This is a genomic window from Undibacterium sp. Ji49W (genome assembly GCF_049340205.1).
Lineage (GTDB): Bacteria > Pseudomonadota > Gammaproteobacteria > Burkholderiales > Burkholderiaceae_D > Undibacterium.
Map to the genome: position 1 here is coordinate 130,160 of NZ_JBMPOW010000012.1, position 21,586 is coordinate 151,745.

General features: G+C 49.2%; 19 protein-coding genes and 1 tRNA gene. 8 read left to right on the forward strand and 12 right to left on the reverse strand.

The window, feature by feature from the left end:
• Positions 1 to 8 precede the first annotated feature (8 nt).
• From ACO0LK_RS16265 to ACO0LK_RS16275, 3 genes are all read right to left on the reverse strand, one after another.
• Positions 9 to 1,226, reverse strand: coding sequence for a phage tail tube protein (locus ACO0LK_RS16265; RefSeq protein WP_422976781.1), 1,218 nt, complete (start codon positions 1,224 to 1,226; stop codon positions 9 to 11).
• A gap of 98 nt (positions 1,227 to 1,324) precedes the next feature.
• Positions 1,325 to 1,732, reverse strand: a complete 408-nt coding sequence (locus ACO0LK_RS16270; protein WP_422976783.1) for a phage tail terminator-like protein — start codon at positions 1,730 to 1,732, stop codon at positions 1,325 to 1,327.
• Positions 1,733 to 2,821: 1,089 nt separating this feature from the next.
• Positions 2,822 to 3,397, reverse strand: coding sequence for a hypothetical protein (locus ACO0LK_RS16275; RefSeq protein WP_422976785.1), 576 nt, complete (start codon positions 3,395 to 3,397; stop codon positions 2,822 to 2,824).
• A gap of 413 nt (positions 3,398 to 3,810) precedes the next feature.
• Between ACO0LK_RS16275 and ACO0LK_RS16280 the strand changes: the two genes are divergently transcribed.
• Both ACO0LK_RS16280 and ACO0LK_RS16285 read left to right on the forward strand, forming a co-directional pair.
• Complete coding sequence (locus tag ACO0LK_RS16280) at positions 3,811 to 4,320, forward strand: hypothetical protein (RefSeq protein ID WP_422976787.1); 510 nt, start codon at positions 3,811 to 3,813, stop codon at positions 4,318 to 4,320.
• 2 nt (positions 4,321 to 4,322) lie between these two features.
• Positions 4,323 to 6,245, forward strand: coding sequence for a tetratricopeptide repeat protein (locus ACO0LK_RS16285; RefSeq protein WP_422976789.1), 1,923 nt, complete (start codon positions 4,323 to 4,325; stop codon positions 6,243 to 6,245).
• A gap of 123 nt (positions 6,246 to 6,368) precedes the next feature.
• Here the strand turns inward: ACO0LK_RS16285 and ACO0LK_RS16290 are convergent, their stop codons facing one another.
• Positions 6,369 to 6,824: a hypothetical protein gene (locus ACO0LK_RS16290; RefSeq protein ID WP_422976791.1), complete on the reverse strand. Its 456-nt coding sequence runs from the start codon at positions 6,822 to 6,824 to the stop codon at positions 6,369 to 6,371.
• 392 nt (positions 6,825 to 7,216) lie between these two features.
• On the opposite strand from ACO0LK_RS16290, the gene ACO0LK_RS16295 reads away from it, so the two are divergent.
• Together ACO0LK_RS16295 and ACO0LK_RS16300 are read left to right on the forward strand one after the other, a co-directional pair.
• Complete coding sequence (locus tag ACO0LK_RS16295) at positions 7,217 to 7,867, forward strand: hypothetical protein (protein ID WP_422976793.1); 651 nt, start codon at positions 7,217 to 7,219, stop codon at positions 7,865 to 7,867.
• Positions 7,868 to 7,875: 8 nt separating this feature from the next.
• Positions 7,876 to 8,358, forward strand: coding sequence for a DUF6714 family protein (locus ACO0LK_RS16300; RefSeq protein ID WP_422976795.1), 483 nt, complete (start codon positions 7,876 to 7,878; stop codon positions 8,356 to 8,358).
• 106 nt (positions 8,359 to 8,464) lie between these two features.
• On the opposite strand, the gene ACO0LK_RS16305 is transcribed toward ACO0LK_RS16300, so the two are convergent.
• The 3 genes from ACO0LK_RS16305 to ACO0LK_RS16315 all read right to left on the reverse strand — a co-directional run bounded on the left by ACO0LK_RS16305 (position 8,465) and on the right by ACO0LK_RS16315 (position 11,020).
• Positions 8,465 to 9,004 carry a cysteine hydrolase family protein gene (locus tag ACO0LK_RS16305; RefSeq protein ID WP_422976797.1) on the reverse strand — a complete coding sequence of 180 codons (540 nt, stop codon included), beginning with the start codon at positions 9,002 to 9,004 and terminating at the stop codon, positions 8,465 to 8,467.
• 401 nt (positions 9,005 to 9,405) lie between these two features.
• Positions 9,406 to 10,284: a hypothetical protein gene (locus ACO0LK_RS16310; RefSeq protein ID WP_422976799.1), complete on the reverse strand. Its 879-nt coding sequence runs from the start codon at positions 10,282 to 10,284 to the stop codon at positions 9,406 to 9,408.
• A gap of 274 nt (positions 10,285 to 10,558) precedes the next feature.
• Entirely contained in the window at positions 10,559 to 11,020 is a 462-nt protein-coding gene (locus ACO0LK_RS16315) for a hypothetical protein (protein WP_422976801.1), read from the reverse strand.
• 391 nt (positions 11,021 to 11,411) lie between these two features.
• Here ACO0LK_RS16315 and ACO0LK_RS16320 point away from each other — a divergent pair, with 391 nt between their 5' ends.
• Positions 11,412 to 13,334, forward strand: coding sequence for a tetratricopeptide repeat protein (locus tag ACO0LK_RS16320; RefSeq protein WP_422976803.1), 1,923 nt, complete (start codon positions 11,412 to 11,414; stop codon positions 13,332 to 13,334).
• A gap of 277 nt (positions 13,335 to 13,611) precedes the next feature.
• Positions 13,612 to 14,055 (forward strand): hypothetical protein, encoded by a 444-nt coding sequence (locus ACO0LK_RS16325; protein ID WP_422976805.1) that lies wholly within the window; start codon positions 13,612 to 13,614, stop codon positions 14,053 to 14,055.
• 990 nt (positions 14,056 to 15,045) lie between these two features.
• Here ACO0LK_RS16325 and ACO0LK_RS16330 read toward each other — a convergent pair.
• A tRNA-Arg gene (locus ACO0LK_RS16330) sits at positions 15,046 to 15,120 on the reverse strand.
• Between the two features lie 165 nt (positions 15,121 to 15,285).
• Between ACO0LK_RS16330 and ACO0LK_RS16335 the strand changes: the two genes are divergently transcribed.
• Positions 15,286 to 17,196 (forward strand): ATP-binding cassette domain-containing protein, encoded by a 1,911-nt coding sequence (locus tag ACO0LK_RS16335; RefSeq protein ID WP_422976806.1) that lies wholly within the window; start codon positions 15,286 to 15,288, stop codon positions 17,194 to 17,196.
• Between the two features lie 123 nt (positions 17,197 to 17,319).
• On the opposite strand, the gene ACO0LK_RS16340 is transcribed toward ACO0LK_RS16335, so the two are convergent.
• From ACO0LK_RS16340 to ACO0LK_RS16355, 4 genes are all read right to left on the reverse strand, one after another.
• Positions 17,320 to 18,489 (reverse strand): hypothetical protein, encoded by a 1,170-nt coding sequence (locus tag ACO0LK_RS16340; RefSeq protein WP_422976808.1) that lies wholly within the window; start codon positions 18,487 to 18,489, stop codon positions 17,320 to 17,322.
• A gap of 309 nt (positions 18,490 to 18,798) precedes the next feature.
• Positions 18,799 to 19,251, reverse strand: coding sequence for a hypothetical protein (locus ACO0LK_RS16345; protein ID WP_422976810.1), 453 nt, complete (start codon positions 19,249 to 19,251; stop codon positions 18,799 to 18,801).
• Positions 19,252 to 19,366: 115 nt separating this feature from the next.
• The gene (locus tag ACO0LK_RS16350; protein WP_422976812.1) at positions 19,367 to 19,696 is read right to left on the reverse strand and encodes a hypothetical protein; all 330 of its coding nucleotides are present in this window, start codon (positions 19,694 to 19,696) and stop codon (positions 19,367 to 19,369) included.
• 92 nt (positions 19,697 to 19,788) lie between these two features.
• Positions 19,789 to 20,127 carry a histone-like protein 2 gene (locus tag ACO0LK_RS16355; protein WP_422976814.1) on the reverse strand — a complete coding sequence of 113 codons (339 nt, stop codon included), beginning with the start codon at positions 20,125 to 20,127 and terminating at the stop codon, positions 19,789 to 19,791.
• 480 nt (positions 20,128 to 20,607) lie between these two features.
• On the opposite strand from ACO0LK_RS16355, the gene ACO0LK_RS16360 reads away from it, so the two are divergent.
• The gene (locus ACO0LK_RS16360; protein ID WP_422976816.1) at positions 20,608 to 21,354 is read left to right on the forward strand and encodes an SDR family oxidoreductase; all 747 of its coding nucleotides are present in this window, start codon (positions 20,608 to 20,610) and stop codon (positions 21,352 to 21,354) included.
• Positions 21,355 to 21,586 lie beyond the last annotated feature (232 nt).

Consider the following 21,586-nt stretch of genomic DNA (forward strand, 5'->3'; position numbering starts at 1 on the left):
AGCTTAGCTTAGGCCAGAGTGTCCTGGATGGACAAAGTGGTTTGTTCAGAATTGACGCCTGCGCCGCCAGCGAAGTTGTACAGGGCTGTAAATTCGTAGGTACCGACAATACCTTTTTCACCGTCGTCGGTGGTAGACGATTTGATTTTCAGGCGTGGCAATACCAAGGATACGAAGTCTGCGTTACCAGTGCGGTCTGAAGTCAGGGCGACGACCAGTGTCGTTTCTGCTTCATTGCGGAACATGGCATCGATGGTGGAATCTGCCAGCATGGCAGAGAAAGAACCGGACACCATGAATTTTTTGCGGAAGATATCCGGACGCAGGTTGGTGCCGACGACGCCGTCCATTGGTGTTTCCTGGCCGTTGATGGTCAGGTCGATGTTGGTAACGATGCCGTTTTGCACGCCATTCAAGATCAATGCGCCTGTCGCTGTCGACAAGACATTGGCAGACGATTCTACCGTTGGTGTCGTGAAGTATTGTGTAGCGCCTGTGGTTTGATCCAGACCGACCAGTGTGAAATCAACTTCAGCATTGCCGCTACCCGGCAGCTTCAGTGCAACCTGGCCGACTTTGACGTCTTTGGACAATTCGGAAATGGATACATCATTCGCCCATTCTTCCACCGTGTAGTACACGTTGGTTTGGCCAGATGCCGGTGTGAAGGTTTTTTTACCTTGTACAGAAACGGTGCAGCCAGTGACCGGGCCTTCGGCGACCAGTGCCACGCCGTTCAACGGGATGCCGGTGGCAACAGTGGCTGTCAGGCCGGTGATCAGGAAGTTTTTGTTCAGGTTGGCAACATTCAGTGAACCGACAGACAGGCGAATCACGTCACCGATCTTGAAGCCGTCAGCCAGATAAGAACCGGCAGCGCGTGTCAGTGTGTAAGGGCCAGAGCCAGCAACAGTAATCGATACGGCAGTAGCAGATGCACCAGCAGAAAAGTCACGACGCAGCAAGGCAGCCATCCAGTCGGAATAGGCGCCTGGTGCCAGGAAGCCGGACAATTTACCTTCGACCATTTGCACGCCCTGACGTTCGGAAATCAGTTGTTGATGGCTGGCGATTTCGTCGGCGGTATTGTAGGTATCACGTTTCAGCGTGAATACCGATTGCTTGCGACGCAGATATTGTGCGCCTGTTACTGATGCAGCTACACCAACGCCAGTTTGACGTTTGAATGCGATTTTCTTGTTGATACCTTGTGCAATTGTAGGCATAAATTCCTCTTGAAAAAGAAAAGCCCGCATGATGCGGGCATAAAAAAACCAGTGAACGAACCATTCGTCCACTGGCAGGTGTCGGAGATTGCTCTCGCTTACGTCATCAGGTTTGAATAAAACCGGATTTTCACTGGAATCATCCAGCGGTCAACATCGACGATGCCCTGGGCAACTTCCGGGGTTTTGTCGATAGTGATGATGTGATCGGATTCAACAAAGCTGGCACCGCGCTTGAAGGCATTGCGAATGATGTCAATGCGCGCTTCAGCAGCAGCAACGCCGCTCTGCAAGGGGTACATCAGGCTTACCTGAAATATGCCCTGGTCACGGTAGGCACTGCTGCTCGTGATGGCATTGTCGGGCGCGGCCAGTTGCAGCGAAAGCCGCTGATACGGCGTGCCGGCCACTGGCGTGAAGGCGGCATTTTCACGGGCGGTGGCAAAGCTGGGGTCAGTTGCCGTCAGCGCCGTCTCTAGCGCGGTACGAATTTTTACGATGCTCATGGCTGCACCATCGCCATGGCGGCCTGGGGTTTGCGGAATGTCAGATGTTTCATAAATTTCCTCATTTCGACGTGGAAAAAATACTTTTGGGGTGCTGTCCCTGCCAGACGAAGGCAGCAGTGGCATGTGATGGAAAAAACAAAAGCCCCGGATCTTTCGATCGGGGGCTTAGCGAAATTTTTACGGTTTGAATTTGACGATTTTTGGCTAAAAAAACGCAGCTAAAAAACATCTTGCACTGGCTGAAGACGCAGCTATTACGTGTATACATTTACATAGTAAGCCGGACAAAATCGGTCGTCAAGCCTTTCGCCACATTTTATTTTCGCTTCTAAAAATCGGATTTTTCTCCTATGAAAAAGTAAAAATTGGCGGGCAAGCCGAAGCCAAAATCGCATCCGGCTTGCTGTTTTTTTTCGTTGGCAAGGAATCGTTTTTTTGCGCGCGCGAGGTTTACTGCTTTTTGGTTTACTGGTTTACGGTTATTGGTTATTGGTTATTGGTTATTGGTTATTGGTTATTGGTTATTGGTTAGTTGAACACAGCTACAACAAAAATCCAACATCCGTTTCACGTGCGTTGCTCTGGTTAACAGCTGTACCCGGTTTGTAGCAAGCACGTTCAACAAAATCACGACAGAGCTACGGCAAACCGGCATCCAGCGTTGAACAGTTAGCGAACAACTGTTTGACATGATGAGCACGGATGACGCACTGCAAAGTATCGAAAAAAACCGGCTGTGCAACGAACGATGGTATCGCTTGCCTGGGATGTAGCAGCTTGGTTGTAGCTTGGTTGTTGCTTAGCTGTAGCTTGCTTGCAGGCCCGCTGGATCAGCGTCGCAACATTGCAGACGGTCTGCTATCCGGCTGTTGGCGGTCTGTTAGCGGCCTGTTAGCGGTCCGTTACCCGCTGCTTGTCGCAGCGTTGAAACAGATCAGCTAGTGTGTTCAAGCACAGCTCTGTACCTGGTAGAACATATGCGCAGCAGCAGTCAGGCATGCATGCAGCCTCTGTTCAACATCCGTTGAACAAGTGCACCACGCAGACAAGCGCATGTTGAGCAAGACTGCACTGATCGGGATAAGCTTAAATTCCTTCCAGCGTCACCAGCTTCTTGGCAATCGCTTCACGGTTAACCAGGGCAAAGGCTTTGGCATAGGCCAGGTTACTGAATCCAAAGCCGATGGCAGTCACTGCGCCAGAGACAAATTCCTGCTTGAGGCGCGGGATACGTACCGGCTGAAAATAACTGGTCTGCTTGCCCTTGGGACGCATCAACAACACCATCGCTGCACAAGGCACGGCAGCCAGCATCACGGAAAATGGCAGCAGGTAACGGGCAATCAGCGGGCTGTTCAAGACCATGTCACCAATAATGATCAGCGCTAATGCCGATGCCGCAAATGCGGCGATAAAGATCAGCAGCCAGTTCAAAAGGCTTTTCGGGCGGCGGGTTGCCGTCGGCGCGCAATCCTTGCAAAAGGGCAAAGGCAGCTTGAACGTGATCTCGGTCCCGCCTCCCAGCATGTACCTGGTGCGCCTGGTATCCTGATGTATGGTCGTCAGGTCGGTGGTCTTGCCACAATTACAGCATAAATGATTGGGAAACAGAAAAACGACGCCATCACGAAACGGCAAGGTACCCAGAGAATATTCTATCATCGACAAATTTCCGCTAAATCGAGGGGAAAACACTTCCCGTCTACATGTATGCACTGCGCTCTACAGATTTTACTGCTGGCAGCATAACCGAGCGGAGACAGAAAGACAATTTGCCAACGCCCATCAAACTCGCCCTGACAACACGCCCGCCCCCTTGATGAGACAGAAAGTCGTCAATTTCCAACACCTGTCCGCCACACTACACACTTTTCAGGGCGAATCCAAAACCATTCCTGTAATACAAAGGGTAGTGTTGCGTAAGTCTTTACCGTATAAAAATATAGTTATTTTATAAGCACCAATACCAATACAACAATGGCATAATTTCAATGCTATTCACAATGAATGCGGCCAGTATTGGTCCATATTGAGCCTTACAACAACACCAACAATCACTCTTGAGCAAAAAAATAATGCCTAATCCAAAACCAAAATCGTGGGAAAAAATCGCCGGATTTATTTTTGGTGTCGTATTCGTGATCACCCTATTGGTGCTGAACGTGTTCATCCCCAATCCCACACCGACACAATATGACACATTCAAGATCGTTCTGGCCCTGGCGGCCGCAGGTGTCGGTGGCATATTGGCCGGGTTTCTGTATGTAGAAGGCGGTATAGATAAATTCAAATTACGCGCTGGTGGCGCCCTGGCGGTGTTTGCCACCGTATTTTTGGTGACGCCTGCCACCCCTGGCGCACAAAAAGCTGCACCTGTCATTCAGACCAGCAGCGGCAACAATGGCACGCAGGTTGGGGTTAACCAGGGCACACTGAATATCAACCGCGCTTCTGCAAGCCAGACAACAGCAAGTCAATCGGACATAAACCCGTCTGCTATCGACCAGCCTACTATTAACCAGCCAACCATTAACCAGGCAAGCGCCAGCCAATCGACCGCCAGCCAACCGGCGGCCAACAAATAGCCATGAAAGCGATTGCCCTGTTGTGTTTTTGTCTGATTATTTCTGCGAATGCACAGGCGATTGAGCAAACCTGCCAGGGTGACGATTGCGTTCAGGTAGCAACCAACATAGGCACCATCAATGTGGTCGGCGGCACTCTTCAGATTGCCGTCAATAATGGCATTGTCAGCGTCTTTGGTGACCCCCAGGACGAATTAAAGATCAGTGATTACGACATCAAAGTCAAAAATCTGGAAGCCCAGATTCAGAAAAATCTCGACACCATCAATGCGCAAGAAAAACGTCATGTCTCTGATCAGGAAAAATTAGTCAAAGGCTGGGAATACGCAAAGAACCTGGTGCAGGAATTAGACAAACTGAACAAGCGCATCACTTTTCTGGACGGCAAGAATACACTCACAAAACAAATCCAGGCAGCGCGCAAACGCTTTGATCTACCCAGGGCCAAAGAGTTATTGAAGCAAAAGCAAGAGCAGGATGACGACACCGCGGCCGAAACAGCCTACCAACTGGCAGAACTACAACGCCATGACCTGGAATACCTCGACGCCGACGCCAACTACAAAAAAGCGATTTACCTTGATCCTGGCAACGCTTTGTTTCTTTCCGCCGCCGGCAACAATGCCCATACCCTTGGTGAGTATTCTGATGCAAAGAATTTACATGAACAGGCTCTGGCAGTTGACATCAAAACCTATGGCGAAGCCCACCCCGACGTAGCCAGAGATCGCAATAATCTGGGAACCGCCTGCTACATGTTAGGTGAATATCGCAAGGCCATCACCTATTATGAACAGGCGCTGGCGAGTGACATCAAAACCTATGGCGAAACCCACCCGGATGTGGCGATAGACCGCAACAACCTCGCTGGCGCCTGGTATTCACTTGGGGAATACAGCACCGCCATCAACTTCTATGAACTGGCCCTGAGCAGCGACATCAAATCCTACGGGGATGCACACCCGAATGTGGCGACAAACCGCAATAACATTGCCCTGGTGTGGGAAGCCTTGGGCGAGCACTACGCGGCAATCAGCTACTTTGAAATGGCAATCGACAGTGACATCAAAATCTATGGAAAAATTCATCCCAGTGTCGCGTTAAAACACAATAACCTGGGCCTGGTGTGGGATGCATTAAGTGAATACCGCAAAGCGATTAGCTACTATGAACTGGCGCTGGCCAGTGACATTCAAACCTATGGCGATGACCACCCAGTGTTAGCAACAGAGCGCAATAATTTAGGCGCAGCCTGGAGCTCTTTAGGTGAGTATCGCAAGGCCATCGCCCTGTTTGAACAAGCCTTGGCCAGCGATCTCGCCACCTATGGCGAAGCGCATCCGGATGTCGCGGTAAGGCGTAACAACCTGGCCACGGCCTGGTCAGCTTTAGGTGAATACCGCAAAGCCATCGACCTTTTTGAACTGGCCCTGGCCAGCGACCTTAAAACCTTTGGGGAAGCACACCCTACCGTAGCGACAGACCGTAATAATCTGGCCGGCGTATGGAGCGCGTTGCAAGACTACCCCAAAGCGATAGGCTACTATGAACGATCCTTGATCAGTGCCATCAAAATCTATGGTGAAGCGCACCCGGATGTGGCCATAAAACGCAATAACCTGGGGGCAGCATGGCAAGCAGCGGGCGAATACCGCAAAGCCATCGGCTTCTTTGAACTGGCCCTGGCCAGTGACATCAATAGCTTTGGAAACACCCATTCCAACGTGGCGATAGATCGCAATAACCTGGGCGCCGCGTGGACCGCCCTGGGCGAATACACCAAAGCCATCTCGTATTTTGAACTGGCCTATGCGGCCTTGAATTCAAACCCCAATTACGGCCCGGACCACCCCTCTACCAAAACATTGCTCGCCAATCTGAACGATGCCAAAGCGCAATTGGGTAACCAGGCGAAGTCACCATAGAGGACTGCATGGCCCTCTTTGAATGGACTTTATCGTTTTGTCAGTGATGTAAAAAAACGAAGGGAAAACCAAGCGAATGTAGCAAGAGACCACAACAATGCAGCGTTGCCGCCTCTTCAAGCTTCAGCGACTGTCCGCACCTGGCCGCGCAGTCGCCACCTCACGCATATGCTTGAAGATAAAAAAGAATAACAAGGCATCGCAAGCAGAAAACAGCAGGTCAAACGGCGACCCCGACAACGCGCTTTCAGGATTGACGATCGCTATCGTCATAATCAGCGGTATGATCACCAAAACCATAAAACGTAGCGACGCCACCATAGAAATACTCAAGTAACGCGGCAGAAATTGAACACCCGACGCACCGCCATTGGCACGAAAAGCCATCATCGTCCCTGCAACAGGAATAAGAACATTCATCGTGGACGAAAAATGCGTCCATTCATTAAATACGGTATCAGGGCTATAACGCATCAGTTCCACCATAAAAGTAGTGAAAACGATATATGTCAGCGTGTATAAATAAGTCTGATTTTCAGTCAGCCCTTTAGCGATCAGTTGCGCCTTCAACAGATCCATTTTCCAAAAATACATAGTGCCCTTGATGAGATGTTTATGATGGCATGCATACCCGCCGATAGCAGCGGTGTAGTCGAAGTGTCAGACAATATGTTGTCTGCCGACCTAACGCCCTCCCCCTGCAAAGGAAGTGTCCTGAAGCGATAGCCGTTTGCATACAGTTATCAGAATGGCCGCAGTGTACCAAATTACCCCATTCGCTACCAAGCATCCGTCAGAGAAATTACATCCTCTTAGCCGAAATGCGCAACAGCCAGCATCTGCCTGTCGTCTTTCCCTGTGCCCCATCACAAAGACATTAAACAAAGACATTAACTTAAAGGCGAGACTGAAATACAATTCAGACATCCATTACATTTAAGCCAATCATTTCAGTCACCCACGCCCATACCATGAAAAAAATAAGCATACTGCTACTCACAGCCCTGGCACTAAGCGCCTGCGATCAAAAGAGTAATGTCCCTGCGGGCCCATCTACAGCTACAGCCACAGCTCCGGCAACCGCTGCGCCAGCAAGCTCAGCGCCGGCCCCGGCCCCAACAAAGGCGGCGGAAGTTGAAACAGTGCAGCTTGATATGTCCACGCCAGACAGAGCCTTAAAATCATACTGGCAAGTGCGTGACCAAATTCGTACAAAAGACACCCTGTTGCAAAACGCCAGATTGCAAGAATCAATCGACCAGCAAAAGCAACTTCCCGACGTTGCCACCAGCGCACTCACCGCTAACTGGAAGTCTAAATTATGGACACCAGAAACATTTACCCGCGACATTATGGAAGTAAAGCTTGAAAGCGAATCCAGAGCAATTATCATCGTCAATATGAAAAACTCGACGCCGATACCTGCGGGCGCTGAAATCGAAAAAATCGAAGAAAATTACCGACGCAACGGTGAAAACTACCGCTACGTACTTGAAAAAGACCAGCAAGGCTGGAAAGTAGCAGAAATATGGGAAAAGCCTAGCTACCAAAAAACCTGGAGCAAAAGCTACCCCAAACCCAACAAGCCCTTCGTTGGGGCGCTGACTTATACGGGGATTTGAAGCTGGGCATGGACAGTAAAGCACTATTTGATGAAATTGAATTGGCACTCCCTGAAGTGCCAATGCCGATCAATGCCGAGCTAACGTTTCACAAGACTGATTGCCTGCAATGTGAATATCTAAGAAACGAGCTGGAAGAAAATCGAGATAAAGAAATCACTGGAAAATTAATCCGCTATCTTCATATGGAATTGAGCTGCCTGTCTTCTGCCAGTTGGCGATGGATTCTTCCGCACTACCTGAAATTTAGTCTGACGCCAGAAGCGGTGCGCAACACTTTTGAGACTCAATCCATAATTTTCAATCTTGGGCCTGATCCGGCATTTCAAGCAGATACCAAAGTGCGACTCTCAAGCCTGAATCAAAAGCAAATAACTTGTCTTGTTCACTTCCTCGAATGGCTAAAAAATCACACTCACTGGAATGAGTATTGTCCTGAAGATATAGATGGCGCATTAAAATTTATGCGTTCACTTACTATATATCCCTGACATTTATAGCACGGCGCGATTAGAAACTGCATAATCGCTCGTTGGGCAAGAAATACCCGAATGTAAGAACGGACAGCAGATACCCAATTACCTGGAACGCGAAAAATCACCCCTCGATTTTCACGTCATTCGATGCAACTGCCACTGCGCGGGCACTAAAACTGGAGATATTCGACAGCGTCTCGTTATGGTGGGCGGTGATCTGTGCAGCCGACAACACGCTGTTGTCCATGGTTGAATGGGCATCCGAGACCAGCGCCACGGGATAGCCAAGCGCAAGTGCCCTGCGCGTAGTCGTGTCCACGCAAAACTCACTCTGCAATCCACAGATCACCAGATTTGTCACCCCACGCGCTTGCAGGATGTCTTGCAGATTTGTATTGTGAAACGAATCCGTCGCCTTCTTGCGCACGAAGATGTCAGTGGGCTGGACATCCAGTCCGGCGGCAAGCTTCCAGCCGTCCGTGCTGTATACCAGCAGCCCCTCTTCCTCTTCATGCTGAATCAGAACGACTGGCGCCCCAGCCTGGCGAGCCTTGCTGCTGACAGCATTAATGCGTTCTATCACCTGTGTTGATTCAAACGCTGCATAGTCGCCGTAACACAGGGCCTGCTGGACATCAATGATAAGTAGAGCGGTAGTCATGGTGAGCGTTGTTGCCTGAAGTGACATTCATGGAAAAATATTAATTTAACATGAAAATGGCGGCGCAATGCAGCAAATTAATTGGCCGTTATAAATCCGGGGTCGAGGCCGCCAAGATGGGAGTAGATTTTTAACAGCCTTATAAATCACCTTGCTTCCATGCTATCTACAGCCTTGACACTGGTAAGCATTTGAGCCTGAAGATAAACCTGGTGCAAAAACAGTCCAAAACCCGACAAGTCTATGGTTGAGGCGCTGATTTAAGCGGTATTTGATACAGCGAGCTGCAGTCCGTTTTGATAGTCCCCACACCAGTCGGCATCGCGCGATGCCAATTGCTACGCCGTTTCATCAATAAGGACGCAGGAACAAGAAATAAGGACCAGAAATCGCCCTTAAAATCAGAAGCGCACTTTCACATACGCCGATGGCCCCTGCAAGCGCGTACTCAGTCGGGCAATACCATTGCTGGTTTCGCGCTCCAGATTGATTTTCGATACGCCATAATCCACCACCAGACCCACATTTTCCAAAGGAAACCATTCGGCGCCAACCGTGCCGGTATAAATGTGGCCGTTAATGTTTCCACCGTTCTTTTTAATGCCCGACGCTTCTACAAAAAAACGTGTTGATGGTGAAAACGCATGGCGCCATCCCAGTTCAAGCAAGGGGGCGACAGTGCTACGACTGACAGAATTTGACTCGCTCGCCGACATACTGCCAGTCGCACCCGGAATAGCGGCCGAAATCGTACCGGAAACCGTGCCATCTATTGATGCCCGATAAAATGCTGCACCCAGGCCAAGCCCAAACACATCGTCACCACTGCCTATCCACCACTTGTAAGCGGCCTGCCCCAGCTCCAGCCGCAGCTTGGCAGCCAGATTGGCCGTGCCGGACACTGCCTGCCCATTCACAGTGGTGTTACCAATCAGGTTTGATGAATAGGATCTGTCGTAACGATAATAATCAAGGGATATCCCCTGGCTATGACCAAGCAGAAAATCTGCCCTGATTCTGGGGATCGTATAACGATCCGCATTGTAGTCTGGTGTATCCGCCCGTCCAGCAGATGTGTTGACACCCAGTTGCACATTGGAATCCACATTCAGCGCACCAATAGAGATACTCATGCGATCAAGCGCAGGAGACATCTCTGCCGCCATAGCGGTATTAGCCACAGCCATCAATAGTATCCAACCTGCTGCCGTCTTGAAAAGCCGGGCAACTTGTCTGGACAATCCAGATTGACGGGAAATTTCCAGGAATGACACAGACATGGCAGTCTCCAAAAAAGTGAGCAGCGTTGGCAGATTATTTGAACCCGATCTCGATTAGATGAAGAATAACAATCGGCCAGTGGGGAGTAAATTAGCCGTTCTCTTAAAACTACGTCAGGCAAATCCTACAAGGTGATTTGCCCCTGTAGCAGCCCGCGTTGGTGCGAATAGCCGTGCGTATTCGCACGTATGATTTTGAAATGAAGATTAATATGCTTTTTGATTCAAAATGCGTGCGGTAATACGCGGCTAATCGCACCTATGGCGGCCGAGTTCAGCACGATGCTGTATTGAATGCAAAGATGCTCACGATAATCGCTAAAATTGAAATAAGAATGTGTAGCGATATCCAGAAACCTCGAAGGTCATGAGAAGATAACCAAGGATATTTCGGATTATGTTTATTGTCTGCCGCCCTCTTAAGTACCTTGAAAGTAGGGGCATGTGGACCAGAGTCAATTGCATCGCGTAGCTCGCGAGCGCGCTGGTAGTGCAAAGATGCTCGTTCGGTTTGTTTGGCAGCAAATAGTGCTCCGAATACTCCAAGTAAGAAAATAAAAATAAGAATCGGCAAATCGGTAATAGATAAGCATTTGTCAAAGCCAGCAACGGAAAATCCCACGCCAGCAATACTGAGAACAATGTTCGTCATAGTTGCACGCATTGATTCATGATGGCGTGAATGATCAAGGTTATCCTTTAGATAGCGCCAATATAGTTCAGATTGATCGTCCATTTACACTCTCCTCAAACTAGGGGGCCATATGAAAAAGTATCAATTTAACATCAATGGTGCTCAACACAGTATGGTAAATTAATCAAATGTTTGAAATTTGTGGTTTTTACGTCAATATGCTGAATATATGTTCCGCACTCTCCAACGCCGCAAATGAAACAAGGTAATTAGAGCTGATGTATACATTCGCTCAGGTCCGCGAGAGTATTGTGTATATGCATTACATAACTAAACAAAAAAAACTTTCTGTACTGGACCCGCTGGCATGGCTTACGGTGCAAGCACGCACAGGAGCTAGTGGCGCGAAATCGCCCTCAATCTTAGAAATGCATGAATGGTAAGGCCAGCCCTCTGCACGATAAAAAATAAATGCCAACAAATACGATCTGCTATGAAAACAATTGTTCTATTTTGCTTTTATCTGATTATTGCCGCAGATACTCTAGCAGTGGAACAAACTTGCCAAGGCGATGATTGCGTGCAGGTAGCAACCAACATAGGCACGATTAATATTGTCGGCGGCACCCTCCAGATCGCAGTTAACAACGGTATTGTTAGTGTTTTTGGCGACCCAAGAGACAAGCTGAAGATAAAAGATTACAACATCAAGGTTAAAAATTTATCAGCACAAATCCAGAGAAATATTGACCTCATCGGTACCCAAGAAAAGCGTCATTTATCTGATCAAGAAAAATTGCTCAAAGGTTGGGAGTACGCAAAGAGTCTATTGCAGCAATTAAAAGATCAGAATGAACGCGTCGCCTTGCTGAACGAAAAAAATGAACTAACAAAAAAAATCCAGGAAGCTCGTGACAAGTTTGATCTTCCTAAAGTTGAAGAACTGTTAGAGAGAAAACAAAAGCAAGATGATGGTACAGCAGCAGAGACAGCGTATCAACTGGCTAACGTTCAGCGCCTGCGTCTAGCATTTTCCAAAGCAACTGAGAATTACAACAAAGCGATCTTACTAAGTCCTGAGCACGCAATTTATCTTACTTCGGCTGGAAATAATGCCCATGATCTCGGGAATTTTTTTGAAGCAAAAAAAATGCATGAACTAGCACTAGCCAGCGACTTGAAAACCTACGGGGAAGCTCATCTGGACGTCGCGAGGGACCGCAATAATCTAGGTGCTGCATGGGACTCCTTGGGAGAATATCGTAAAGCACTTAGCTGCTATGAATTGGCTTTGACAAGTACGCTGAATACCTACGGGGAATTCCATCCACTAGTAGCGAACGTACGCAATAACCTCGGTGCAACATGGACAGAATTGGGAGACTATCGCAAAGCGATCATCTTCTTTGAATTGGCCTTAGCCAGTGACCTCAAGAGTAGTGGACCATTCCATCCAAACGTGGCGAGAGACCAAAATAGCCTAGGAGTAGCATGGAACTTATTGGGAGACTATCGCAAGGCCATCACCTATTTTGAGCTCTCCTTGGCCAGCGATATGAGGACCTATGGCGAAGCTCATCCGCTAGTAGCAACACGCCGTAACAATCTAGGTGAGGCATGGGCTGCATTGGGAGAATTTCGCAAAGCGATCTCCTTTTATGAAATGGCTCTGGCCAGCGATTTGAAGACCTACGGAGAAGTTCACCCTGCTGTAGCTACAGACCGCAATAATCTGGGTGGAGCCTGGGCAGCATTGGGGGAGTATCAAAAGGCAATCTCTTTTTATGAAATAGTTTTAGCCAGCGATTTTAAAACCTATGGGGATGCTCACCCCCGGGTAGCGGCAGATCGTAATAATCTAGGGGTAGCGTGGGACTCATTAGGAGAGCATCGAAAAGCAATCACCTTCTATGAGTTGGCTTTAGCTAGTGATATTAAGACTTATGGGGAATTTCATCCGAATGTGGCGAGGGACCGCAATAATCTAGGAGCTGCGTGGCGTTCATTAGGAGAATATCACAAGGCGGTCACATTCCATGAATTGGCATTGACTAGTGACTTGAAAACTTATGGAGATGCTCATCCACATGTAGCGACAGAACGCAATAATTTGGGAATGGCGTTAAGTTCAATGGGGGAGTATCGCAAGGCGATAACCTTCTATAAACTAGCCTTAACTAGTGCTCTAAAGGCATACGGGGAAGTGCATCCAAGTGTGGTCACGTACCGAAATAACTTAGGCTTGGCATTAAGTTCATTAAAGGAATATCGTAACGCGATCGGCAATTTTGAATTGGTATACGCCGCTTTGGTTTTAAATCCAGATTTTGGTCCAGAGCACCGTTCAACAAAAACCGTTTTTGAAAATTTAAACGACGCAAAAACAAAATTAGCCAATCAAATTAAGCGGCCATAAGCTTATCCTCATATTTCAATCACTAATATATCGCCATGACCGATGAAGAAAAAATATCTTTCTGGGATGAATTTGGAAGGACTCTCACCGCAAGCTGTACAAATATATATCGCGCTCGCTCAATCCAACAGTGGAGACCCTATCAACCAGTCATGCCTAGACTGCAACCAGCTACTGAATGTGGAGGCACTAAGTATAAATAAAGGCATTAGGCCGTGTGCTTGGGCGATTTCCTGCCCATGCGGCAAATGCAATACGACTTTCCGAGGACTGTGAAATGAACATCAGTTTTGCCCAAAAACTTATCACTGAACCTGGTCGCGAAACAACTAAGCAGCTCTTCGCTGGTGCTGAGAATGTGTTTTGGGTTGACTGGCGCGAAGCAGACGACGACATTATCACTCTTGCGGCCAATGCCCTTGCAACAACGGATTTACGTCCTCAATGGACTGACGATGTGTTGTACATAAATTTCCAAGGAAATTTGACAAAAATTCCCCTCAACTTTGAACCAGAGGAACAAGACATCACCCTTGTCACTTTAAATTCTGCAATTTCTGCAGAATTCAATATCCGCTTTATCACGGCGAGCAATGGCGGCGACACGATAGCGTTTCTGGTCTTGGATAATCCGTCATGGGCTCAACTTGAATCGGAGTTCGGTGAAAAAGTCGATTCCGCATTTCAGAAAATTGAGTTAGGCGCTCAGTTTCTAAAATAATTCGTCACTATTACAAACCTTGCTGGCCTGCGCGTTGCGAGCTAAAACCAGTCAGATCACCCAAGTAGCCAGCGCCCATAAAACGCCCACCATACCGCTGCCCGCTGCGCACGAACAACAAAAAAGCCGCACAAAGCGGCTTTTGATAAGTTTCAACCATGCTAGACAGGGCGAAGCCTGTCTGTTCCCGTCAGGTCGCTGCAACACCGCCAGTTCCAATTGAAAAAAACAAATTACCCTCGGCCCTCAAATTTCCCCATTCCCTCAGGATCTGGAACAAGTTCCATAAAACAGAGCATGACCAATCCTATCCCAAGGTACAAAAATAAAAATATCGATAGAGAATTCATCGGCCAACTACCCCATTGGTAAATTATTGGCACTCCTACCGATACAAGTACAGCGGTAAGGGTAATTAGTGCTGCTACAGTATTATGTCTCGGCAAAAGCCTACTAGGTTGCTTGCAGGCGGTACAACAATAGGGTGTCCGGCGGGTTATTTTTAGTAGCTTGACAAAACTTGCCCGCTTTCCGCAGTGTGGACACTTATTCATAGATTCCCAAAAAACAATAAAAAGACATACTAACCGGTCACATGGCTGCTCATTCTCTTATGGTGTCTGCAATAGGGGCATCACAACACCGTCCTCTTTTGCTTTTTCCAAACTGCAAGACCTGCGTACCAGCTTTGAACGTCTGCGTGGCACGCAACCCAACTCCTTCAAAGCCATGGGCTTTAACCCCTTGCTCGACGAGTTCACCAGCGTCACGATGCCTTAGCCACCTTTGATAGCAATTTGGACACGCCAAACCTTACCTGTTTTTTTGAAGCTGGTCACATTCGTAATTTGTTCGTAAATTTTTCGTAAAGGCTAACAAAAAGCACAGTTTCTGCCTAGCTTTGGGAATTTACTACTATTTGATCGCAACGCTAACCCATTGATTTCATTCGGATTAAGTTATTTTTTGAAGATATGGGAATTAGTGCCCTGGTCCCGCCGACAGGAATCGAACCTGTATCTTACGCTTAGGAGGCATACGTTCTATCCATTGAACTACGGCGAGACACGGTGAGAAATGCTTGTGCATTTCTCAATCAGCCCGACATCTTACCTGAGCCGGGCGCAACAATCAATTAAGCAGATGAGTTTCGGCGTCTCCCTAGCGTACAATACTGCTTTTCTCTAATTATGTCCGCGCATCTTTCTGATGCCGGTTCCACAGGGTTTTATGGCAGTTATCTCATTAAGCGATGCCCAATTGGCATTCGGTCACGTTGCTCTGCTTGATCATGCAGAGTTTTCCATAGAGGCAGGCGAGCGGGTTGGTCTGATCGGGCGTAATGGCACCGGCAAATCATCGTTGCTGAAAATTATTGCCCGCACATCCAAGATTGATGATGGCCTGCTAGTGATGCAGCAAGGCATCAAGATTGCGTATGTTGAGCAAGAACCGCAGTTCGACCAGACTCTTAGCGTGTTTGATGCGGTGGCGTCTGGCCTGGGTGAGTTGCCTGCCCTGTTGCAGGAATATGAGGCGCTGACTGGCCAGTTTGGCGGCGACAATGATGATGCCCTGATGGAACGCATGCATGACATCCAGGTACAACTGGATGCGGCTGATGCCTGGAGTCTGGGTAACAAGGTCGAAACCACGCTGGACAAGCTGAACCTGTCCAAAGACGCCATCATGGGTACGCTGTCGGGCGGTATGAAAAAGCGCGTGGCACTGGCCTGTGCGCTGGTCAGTGCGCCTGATGTCTTGCTGCTGGATGAACCAACCAACCATCTGGATTTTTCATCCATACAGTGGCTGGAGGGTTTGCTGAAAGACTTTAAAGGCAGCGTGCTGTTCATCACCCATGACCGCAGCTTTTTGGACAATGTGGCGACCCGCATCATTGAACTGGATCGTGGCAAGCTGACTTCTTTCCCTGGCAACTTTACGACTTACCAGACGCGCAAGGCAGATTTGCTGGAAAATGAAGAAGTAGAAAACGCCAAATTCGACAAGTTTCTGGCACAGGAAGAAATCTGGATACGCAAAGGCGTCAAAGCCCGTCGTGTGCGCGATGAAGGCCGTGTCAAGCGCCTGGAACAGTTGCGTCTGCAACGCAGCGCCCGTCGTGAACAGCAAGGCCAGGTCAAGCTGGATGTAGGCTCAGGCGAACGTTCAGGCAAGATCGTGGCGGAACTGGAAAACGTCAGCAAGCGCTTTGGCGAGAAGATCATCATCGATGATTTCTCTAGCATTATTTTGCGTGGTGACAAGGTAGGCCTGATCGGCCAGAACGGTGCCGGTAAAACCACCCTGTTGAAACTGATTTTGGGGCAAGACGAGCCGGACAGCGGCACCATCAAGCAAGGCAGCAAATTGCAGATCGCTTACTTTGACCAGATGCGTGCGCAACTGAACGAAGAGGCCAGCCTGGCAGACACCATTGCGCCCGGCAGTGACTGGGTAGAGGTGAATGGCCAGCGCAAGCATGTGATGTCTTACCTGGGCGACTTTTTGTTTGCGCCTGAACGTGCACGGTCTCCGGTTAAATCGCTGTCTGGTGGTGAACGTAATCGTCTGTTGTTGGCACGCCTGTTTGCCAAACCGGCTAACGTGCTGGTGCTGGATGAACCGACCAATGATCTGGACATCGATACGCTGGAATTGCTGGAAGAATTGCTGGAAGAATATACCGGCACCGTCTTTTTGGTCAGCCATGACCGTACCTTCCTCGACAATGTGGTGACGCAGGTTATCGTTGCTGAAGGCGAAGGCCAGTGGCGCGAATTTATTGGTGGCTATACCGATTGGGAACGCTATCGCAGCACGGTGCCAGCGGTCAAAATCAGCAAGTCAGAACAAAAACCAGCCGTGGCAGCCGTATCAAGCATGAGCGCACCGGCAGCCGCCAAACCGAAAAAACTCAGCTACAAAGAACAGCGTGAACTGGAAGAATTACCGAAGCTGATTGCTGCGCTGGAAGCCGAGCAGGCATCGATTACTGCAAAACTGGCCGATGCCAATCTGTACAAAAACGGCCCGGACCAGGCGAATCAACTGAATGCGCGCCATGCTGAGATTGACGAGCAATTGCTGGAAGCACTGGAAAAATGGGAAGTGATAGAAGCGAGAAGCAAGGGCTGAAGGGTTGAAGGGTTGAAGGGTTGAAGGTTGATTTAGCACTGGCCACATCACTTAGGCAGGAATAAAAAACGACGTCACGCAGCAAGCGGACGTCGTTTTTTTATGTCATCTACGCTAAGGAAATTAATCCCAGCTCCAGGTAAATCCCAGGCTGAAAGCATAAGGGGCGGGTTTGCCATCAACCAACTTCGGCACAAAAGAACCGCTGCGGAAATAGCTTTCAACAACGCGTAACAACATGGTGTCAGTTGTAAAAACCGTGCCATCAACACTGGTGATCGATGCCGGTTTGACGCCACCGGCTGCCTGCGTTACCTGGGTAACTTTGCCTTTGTCATCAACTGCTATCTTGTAAGTGGTGGAGCCATTGACGTTTTTGTTATTAAATATCTTTGGGTAATATATAACTGCTTTGCCCGGCGTAAACCCCTGCACAGCAGGTTGTGTTGCCCCGCCTGGTGCATCGTCCTGGGCCAGTGCTTTTTGATAGGCAGATTTGACTACACTTAGCCTGAGTGTGGAAGCTGACAACATGGCATTTGGTTTTTCGATATAGCTGTCATAAACGGCACGACTGGTCACCCAGATAGCCTCGCACAATTCTTGTGGCGTGGATGACTGGTAGCCATAAGAAAAACGGCCTTCGATACGTTTCTTATCCTCTTCTGGCCATTCTTTGGTAACGGCAGCGAAGGTTTTCATGGCTATCTTGGCGATCGCATTGGAATTTGGTCGTTCACCTGCACGCGGGGAATTCTGACGCGCAAACTCGCCTGTCAACGCCTTGGGCAAGGCCGTCGCCAATCTGTCGAATTGTGCGACGATGAGCTTGTCGGTTTCGGCCCTGAGTATATCGGCAACCTGCGCTTCGGTACGGGTGCGGCAATATTGGCGGTCCATGGCGTACATGGCATTGGTCCGGTGCAGACGCCACAACAGCTTGATGGCGTCATCGTCAAGCAGGTCCAGGCTTTCTGTGAAGGCTTTATGGTAATGCTCATGCCATAGAGCCAGCAAATCTTCCATCACGCTGGCCTGGTTTTGCGCAAGCCAGGCACGCATATTGTCGCGGTATGCGGGCTCTTTCCATAAACTGTCGAGCATCAAATGCGCCAGTCTGTTGGAGTTTTCGGTAGGCAGTATCGGCACGATGAAATAACTGTTTTCAGTATCCACCTGTTTGTGCAGATAGGCTTGTAACTTTTCAGCGTCAGGCTGTGTCATGGCCGATGCATGCATCGCCAGGCTGGATGCAACAACCAGAATCGCCGCTTTTACAAAACGCAATGCCATTACACTAACTCCGAAATTGGGAAAGGTAGTCCATTCAAAACAACGCCCAACGCACGGCAAATACCACTAGCACGGATGGGTGCGCTGGCATTCTATCAAAAAATATAGTTCTTTTAAGAAATGCCGCATCACTGAAATGCGCCTGTATTTTTTTGCCACGCCTTGCTTGACAGCGTGCCATATTACATTCTTTTAAGGATTACACTTTTCGGCACTGCACAAAAAGAAAAACGACGCGCAATCGCTAGTGATTGCACGTCGTTTTTTACCTGGCCTGGCTATCGAGCTTGCGGCGCATCGCCGCACAACTTATTTTGCAGCAGGTGCTGCTGTTTTGGCAGTGTTGGCAGTAGTGTTGGCAGTGGCGCTGGTTGCAGTCGCAACTTTAGTGTCAGCCTTTACTTCTGCTTTTACTTCAGGTTTGGTTTCGGTTTTTACTTCTGCTTTTACATCAGCCTTGGCTTGCTTTTCATGTGCGACATGTTTGGCATGCTTTTCATGTTTAGCTACTGCCTTGTCAGTTGTTGCTGTTTTGGTGTCAACGGCAACAGGTGTCACTGGTGTTGCTGCTGGTGTGGCAGCAGTAGTTGTCACTACAGCTTTGCTGGCAGTTGCTGATGTCACTGCTGACGCTGCTGTTGTAGTAACGACGGCAGGTGTCGCAGCCGGAGTAACTTTTGCCGTAGCCGTTGCCGGTGTTTGAGCAAATGCGCTACCCATCAAAACGGTAGAAGCGATCAGGGCGGTAATGAGCTTGTTCATGTGATATTCCTTCAATAATGTGAATGATTTAATTTACTTTTTTAACCGGCAGCATTTGCTGCCGGGTGTACATAGTTGTTGCAAATTCGTGCGTTTGCGTGTTGCCGATAACGACTTATTTCGAAGCAGCTGATGCAGCAGCGGATGCTGGTTTAGCTTCATCTTTCTTCACTTCTTTTTTGTCATGCTTGGCATGTTTTTCATGCTTCACTGCTTTGTCTGTTGCCGGCTTGGTTTCTGCTGCTGGTGCTGCTGGTGCTGCTGCAGTTGCTGATGCAGAAGCTGCGGTCACTTTGGCTGCCGGGGCAGATTTGGCAACGCTGGCTGCGGCGGCTGCGGAAGCAGGTTTTGCAGTCGCGCTGGCAGATGCGCTGGCTGGTGTTTGTGCAAATGCGCTACCCATCAGAACAGTAGAAGCGATCAGTGCGGTAATGAGCTTGTTCATGTTTATTCCTTCAATTATGTGAGCGATTTAATTTACTTTTTTTAACCGGCAGCATGTGCTGCCGGTGGTAACTGTTTATTGCTGGTGACGATTTATTTCGAAGCAGCTGGAGCGGAAGCAGATGCTGGTTTTGCTTCATCTTTTTTCACTTCTTTTTTGTCGTGCTTGGCATGTTTTTCATGCTTCGCTGTTTTATCTGTTGCTGGCTTGGTTTCTGCTGTTGGCACTGCTGCCGCTGCTGGTGTCGATGCAGTTGCTGATGCAGAAGCTGCGGTCACTTTGGCTGCCGGGGCAGATTTGGCGACGCTGGCTGCGGCGGCTGCGGAAGCAGGTTTTGCAGTCGCGCTGGCAGATGCGCTGGCTGGTGTTTGTGCAAATGCGCTACCCATCAGAACGGTGGAAGCGATGAGGGCGGTGATCAGTTTGTTCATGATAATTTTCCTATTCGTATTTGGGTTGGTTTGCTTTATTTTGCTTAGCGTAGTCAGTCTACGTAAGCCAAAAACGCCAGCCGATGCATCTGCGTTGACGCAAAAAACCACAGTGCATGCGGCTTAGTGTTGTTGTTCTAAACGGCACCTGCCCTGTCAACCGGATTGCATGTTCATGCGTTACGCGCGTAGGAACACTAAAAACGACATCTGCCTGGTGCACGGTGTCGTTTGTTTTTTGGGGGCACGAAAAAGGTCAGGCAAACAAAAAAACTGCTCCGTGGAGTGCGCCACGCGCACCACTCTCCTCTTCCGGCAATTGCAATTGCTCTTTGTTTTATGCACATGGTGCGCGCGGCGCACCCTACGGAATCACCTCTGCTTCGGTGAAAAATTCTCATCCCGGTTATGATCTCTGCATGAGATATTTCTAACCTGCGCCGTGTACGATCTGACATAAAAAACGAGAGAGGATGAACCATGAAAAAAGTCGCACTGGTCACTGGTGGCAGTCGCGGTATTGGTGCTGCCACGGCACAGCAACTGGCGGCTGCTGGGTATGCGGTCTGCATTAACTATCTGCACAATCACGACGCCGCACAACAGGTAGTGCAAGGCATCCGTGCGCAAGGTGGCACTGCCATTGCCATACAGGCCGATGTGGCTCTGGAAGCCGACGTAGTGCGTCTGTTTGCAGAGCTGGATCAGCAACTGGGCAAGTTGGATGTGCTGGTCAACAATGCCGGCATACTGATGCAGCAATGCCGGCTGGAAGACTTGACGGCAGAACGCATCAACCGCCTGTTCAGCACCAATGTCACCAGCTATTTTTTATGCTGCCGTGAAGCGGTCAAACGGATGTCAACAAGCCATGGCGGCACAGGTGGTGCCATCGTCAACGTGTCGTCAGCCGCCGCACGCCTGGGCTCGGCGAATGAATACATCGATTACGCTGCCACCAAGGGGGCCATAGACACCTTGACCAAGGGTTTGTCAATTGAAGTGGCAGCCGAGGGCATACGCGTCAACTGTGTGCGCCCTGGCCTGATCACGACGACTATGCATGCCGATGGCGGCGAACCCAACCGGGTCGAAAGACTAAAAACCGGCGTTCCCATGCAACGTGGTGGCGCACCAGACGAAGTGGCAGCAGCCATCGTCTTTCTGGCGAGCGATGCGGCGTCATATATCACCGGCAGTTTTGTGGATGTATCTGGCGGGCGATAAATAAGGGAAACTGGCGTGTCCACAAGGGTGAACACGCCAACTTTTTGTTGACAAAAAACACGCGGCGACAGGCATTGGGCGGGCTTTAGGTAGGCGTTAAAGGTGTTGCCTGACCTGGCCACTGTACTGACGTAATTCATGCTTTCTTGTTCGATCGCTCATCTGCGTGGCTTTTTTGCTGCTACGCAGCGTGTTCCTGACACCCTTCCCGGGCTTTTTCAACGCCCCACAG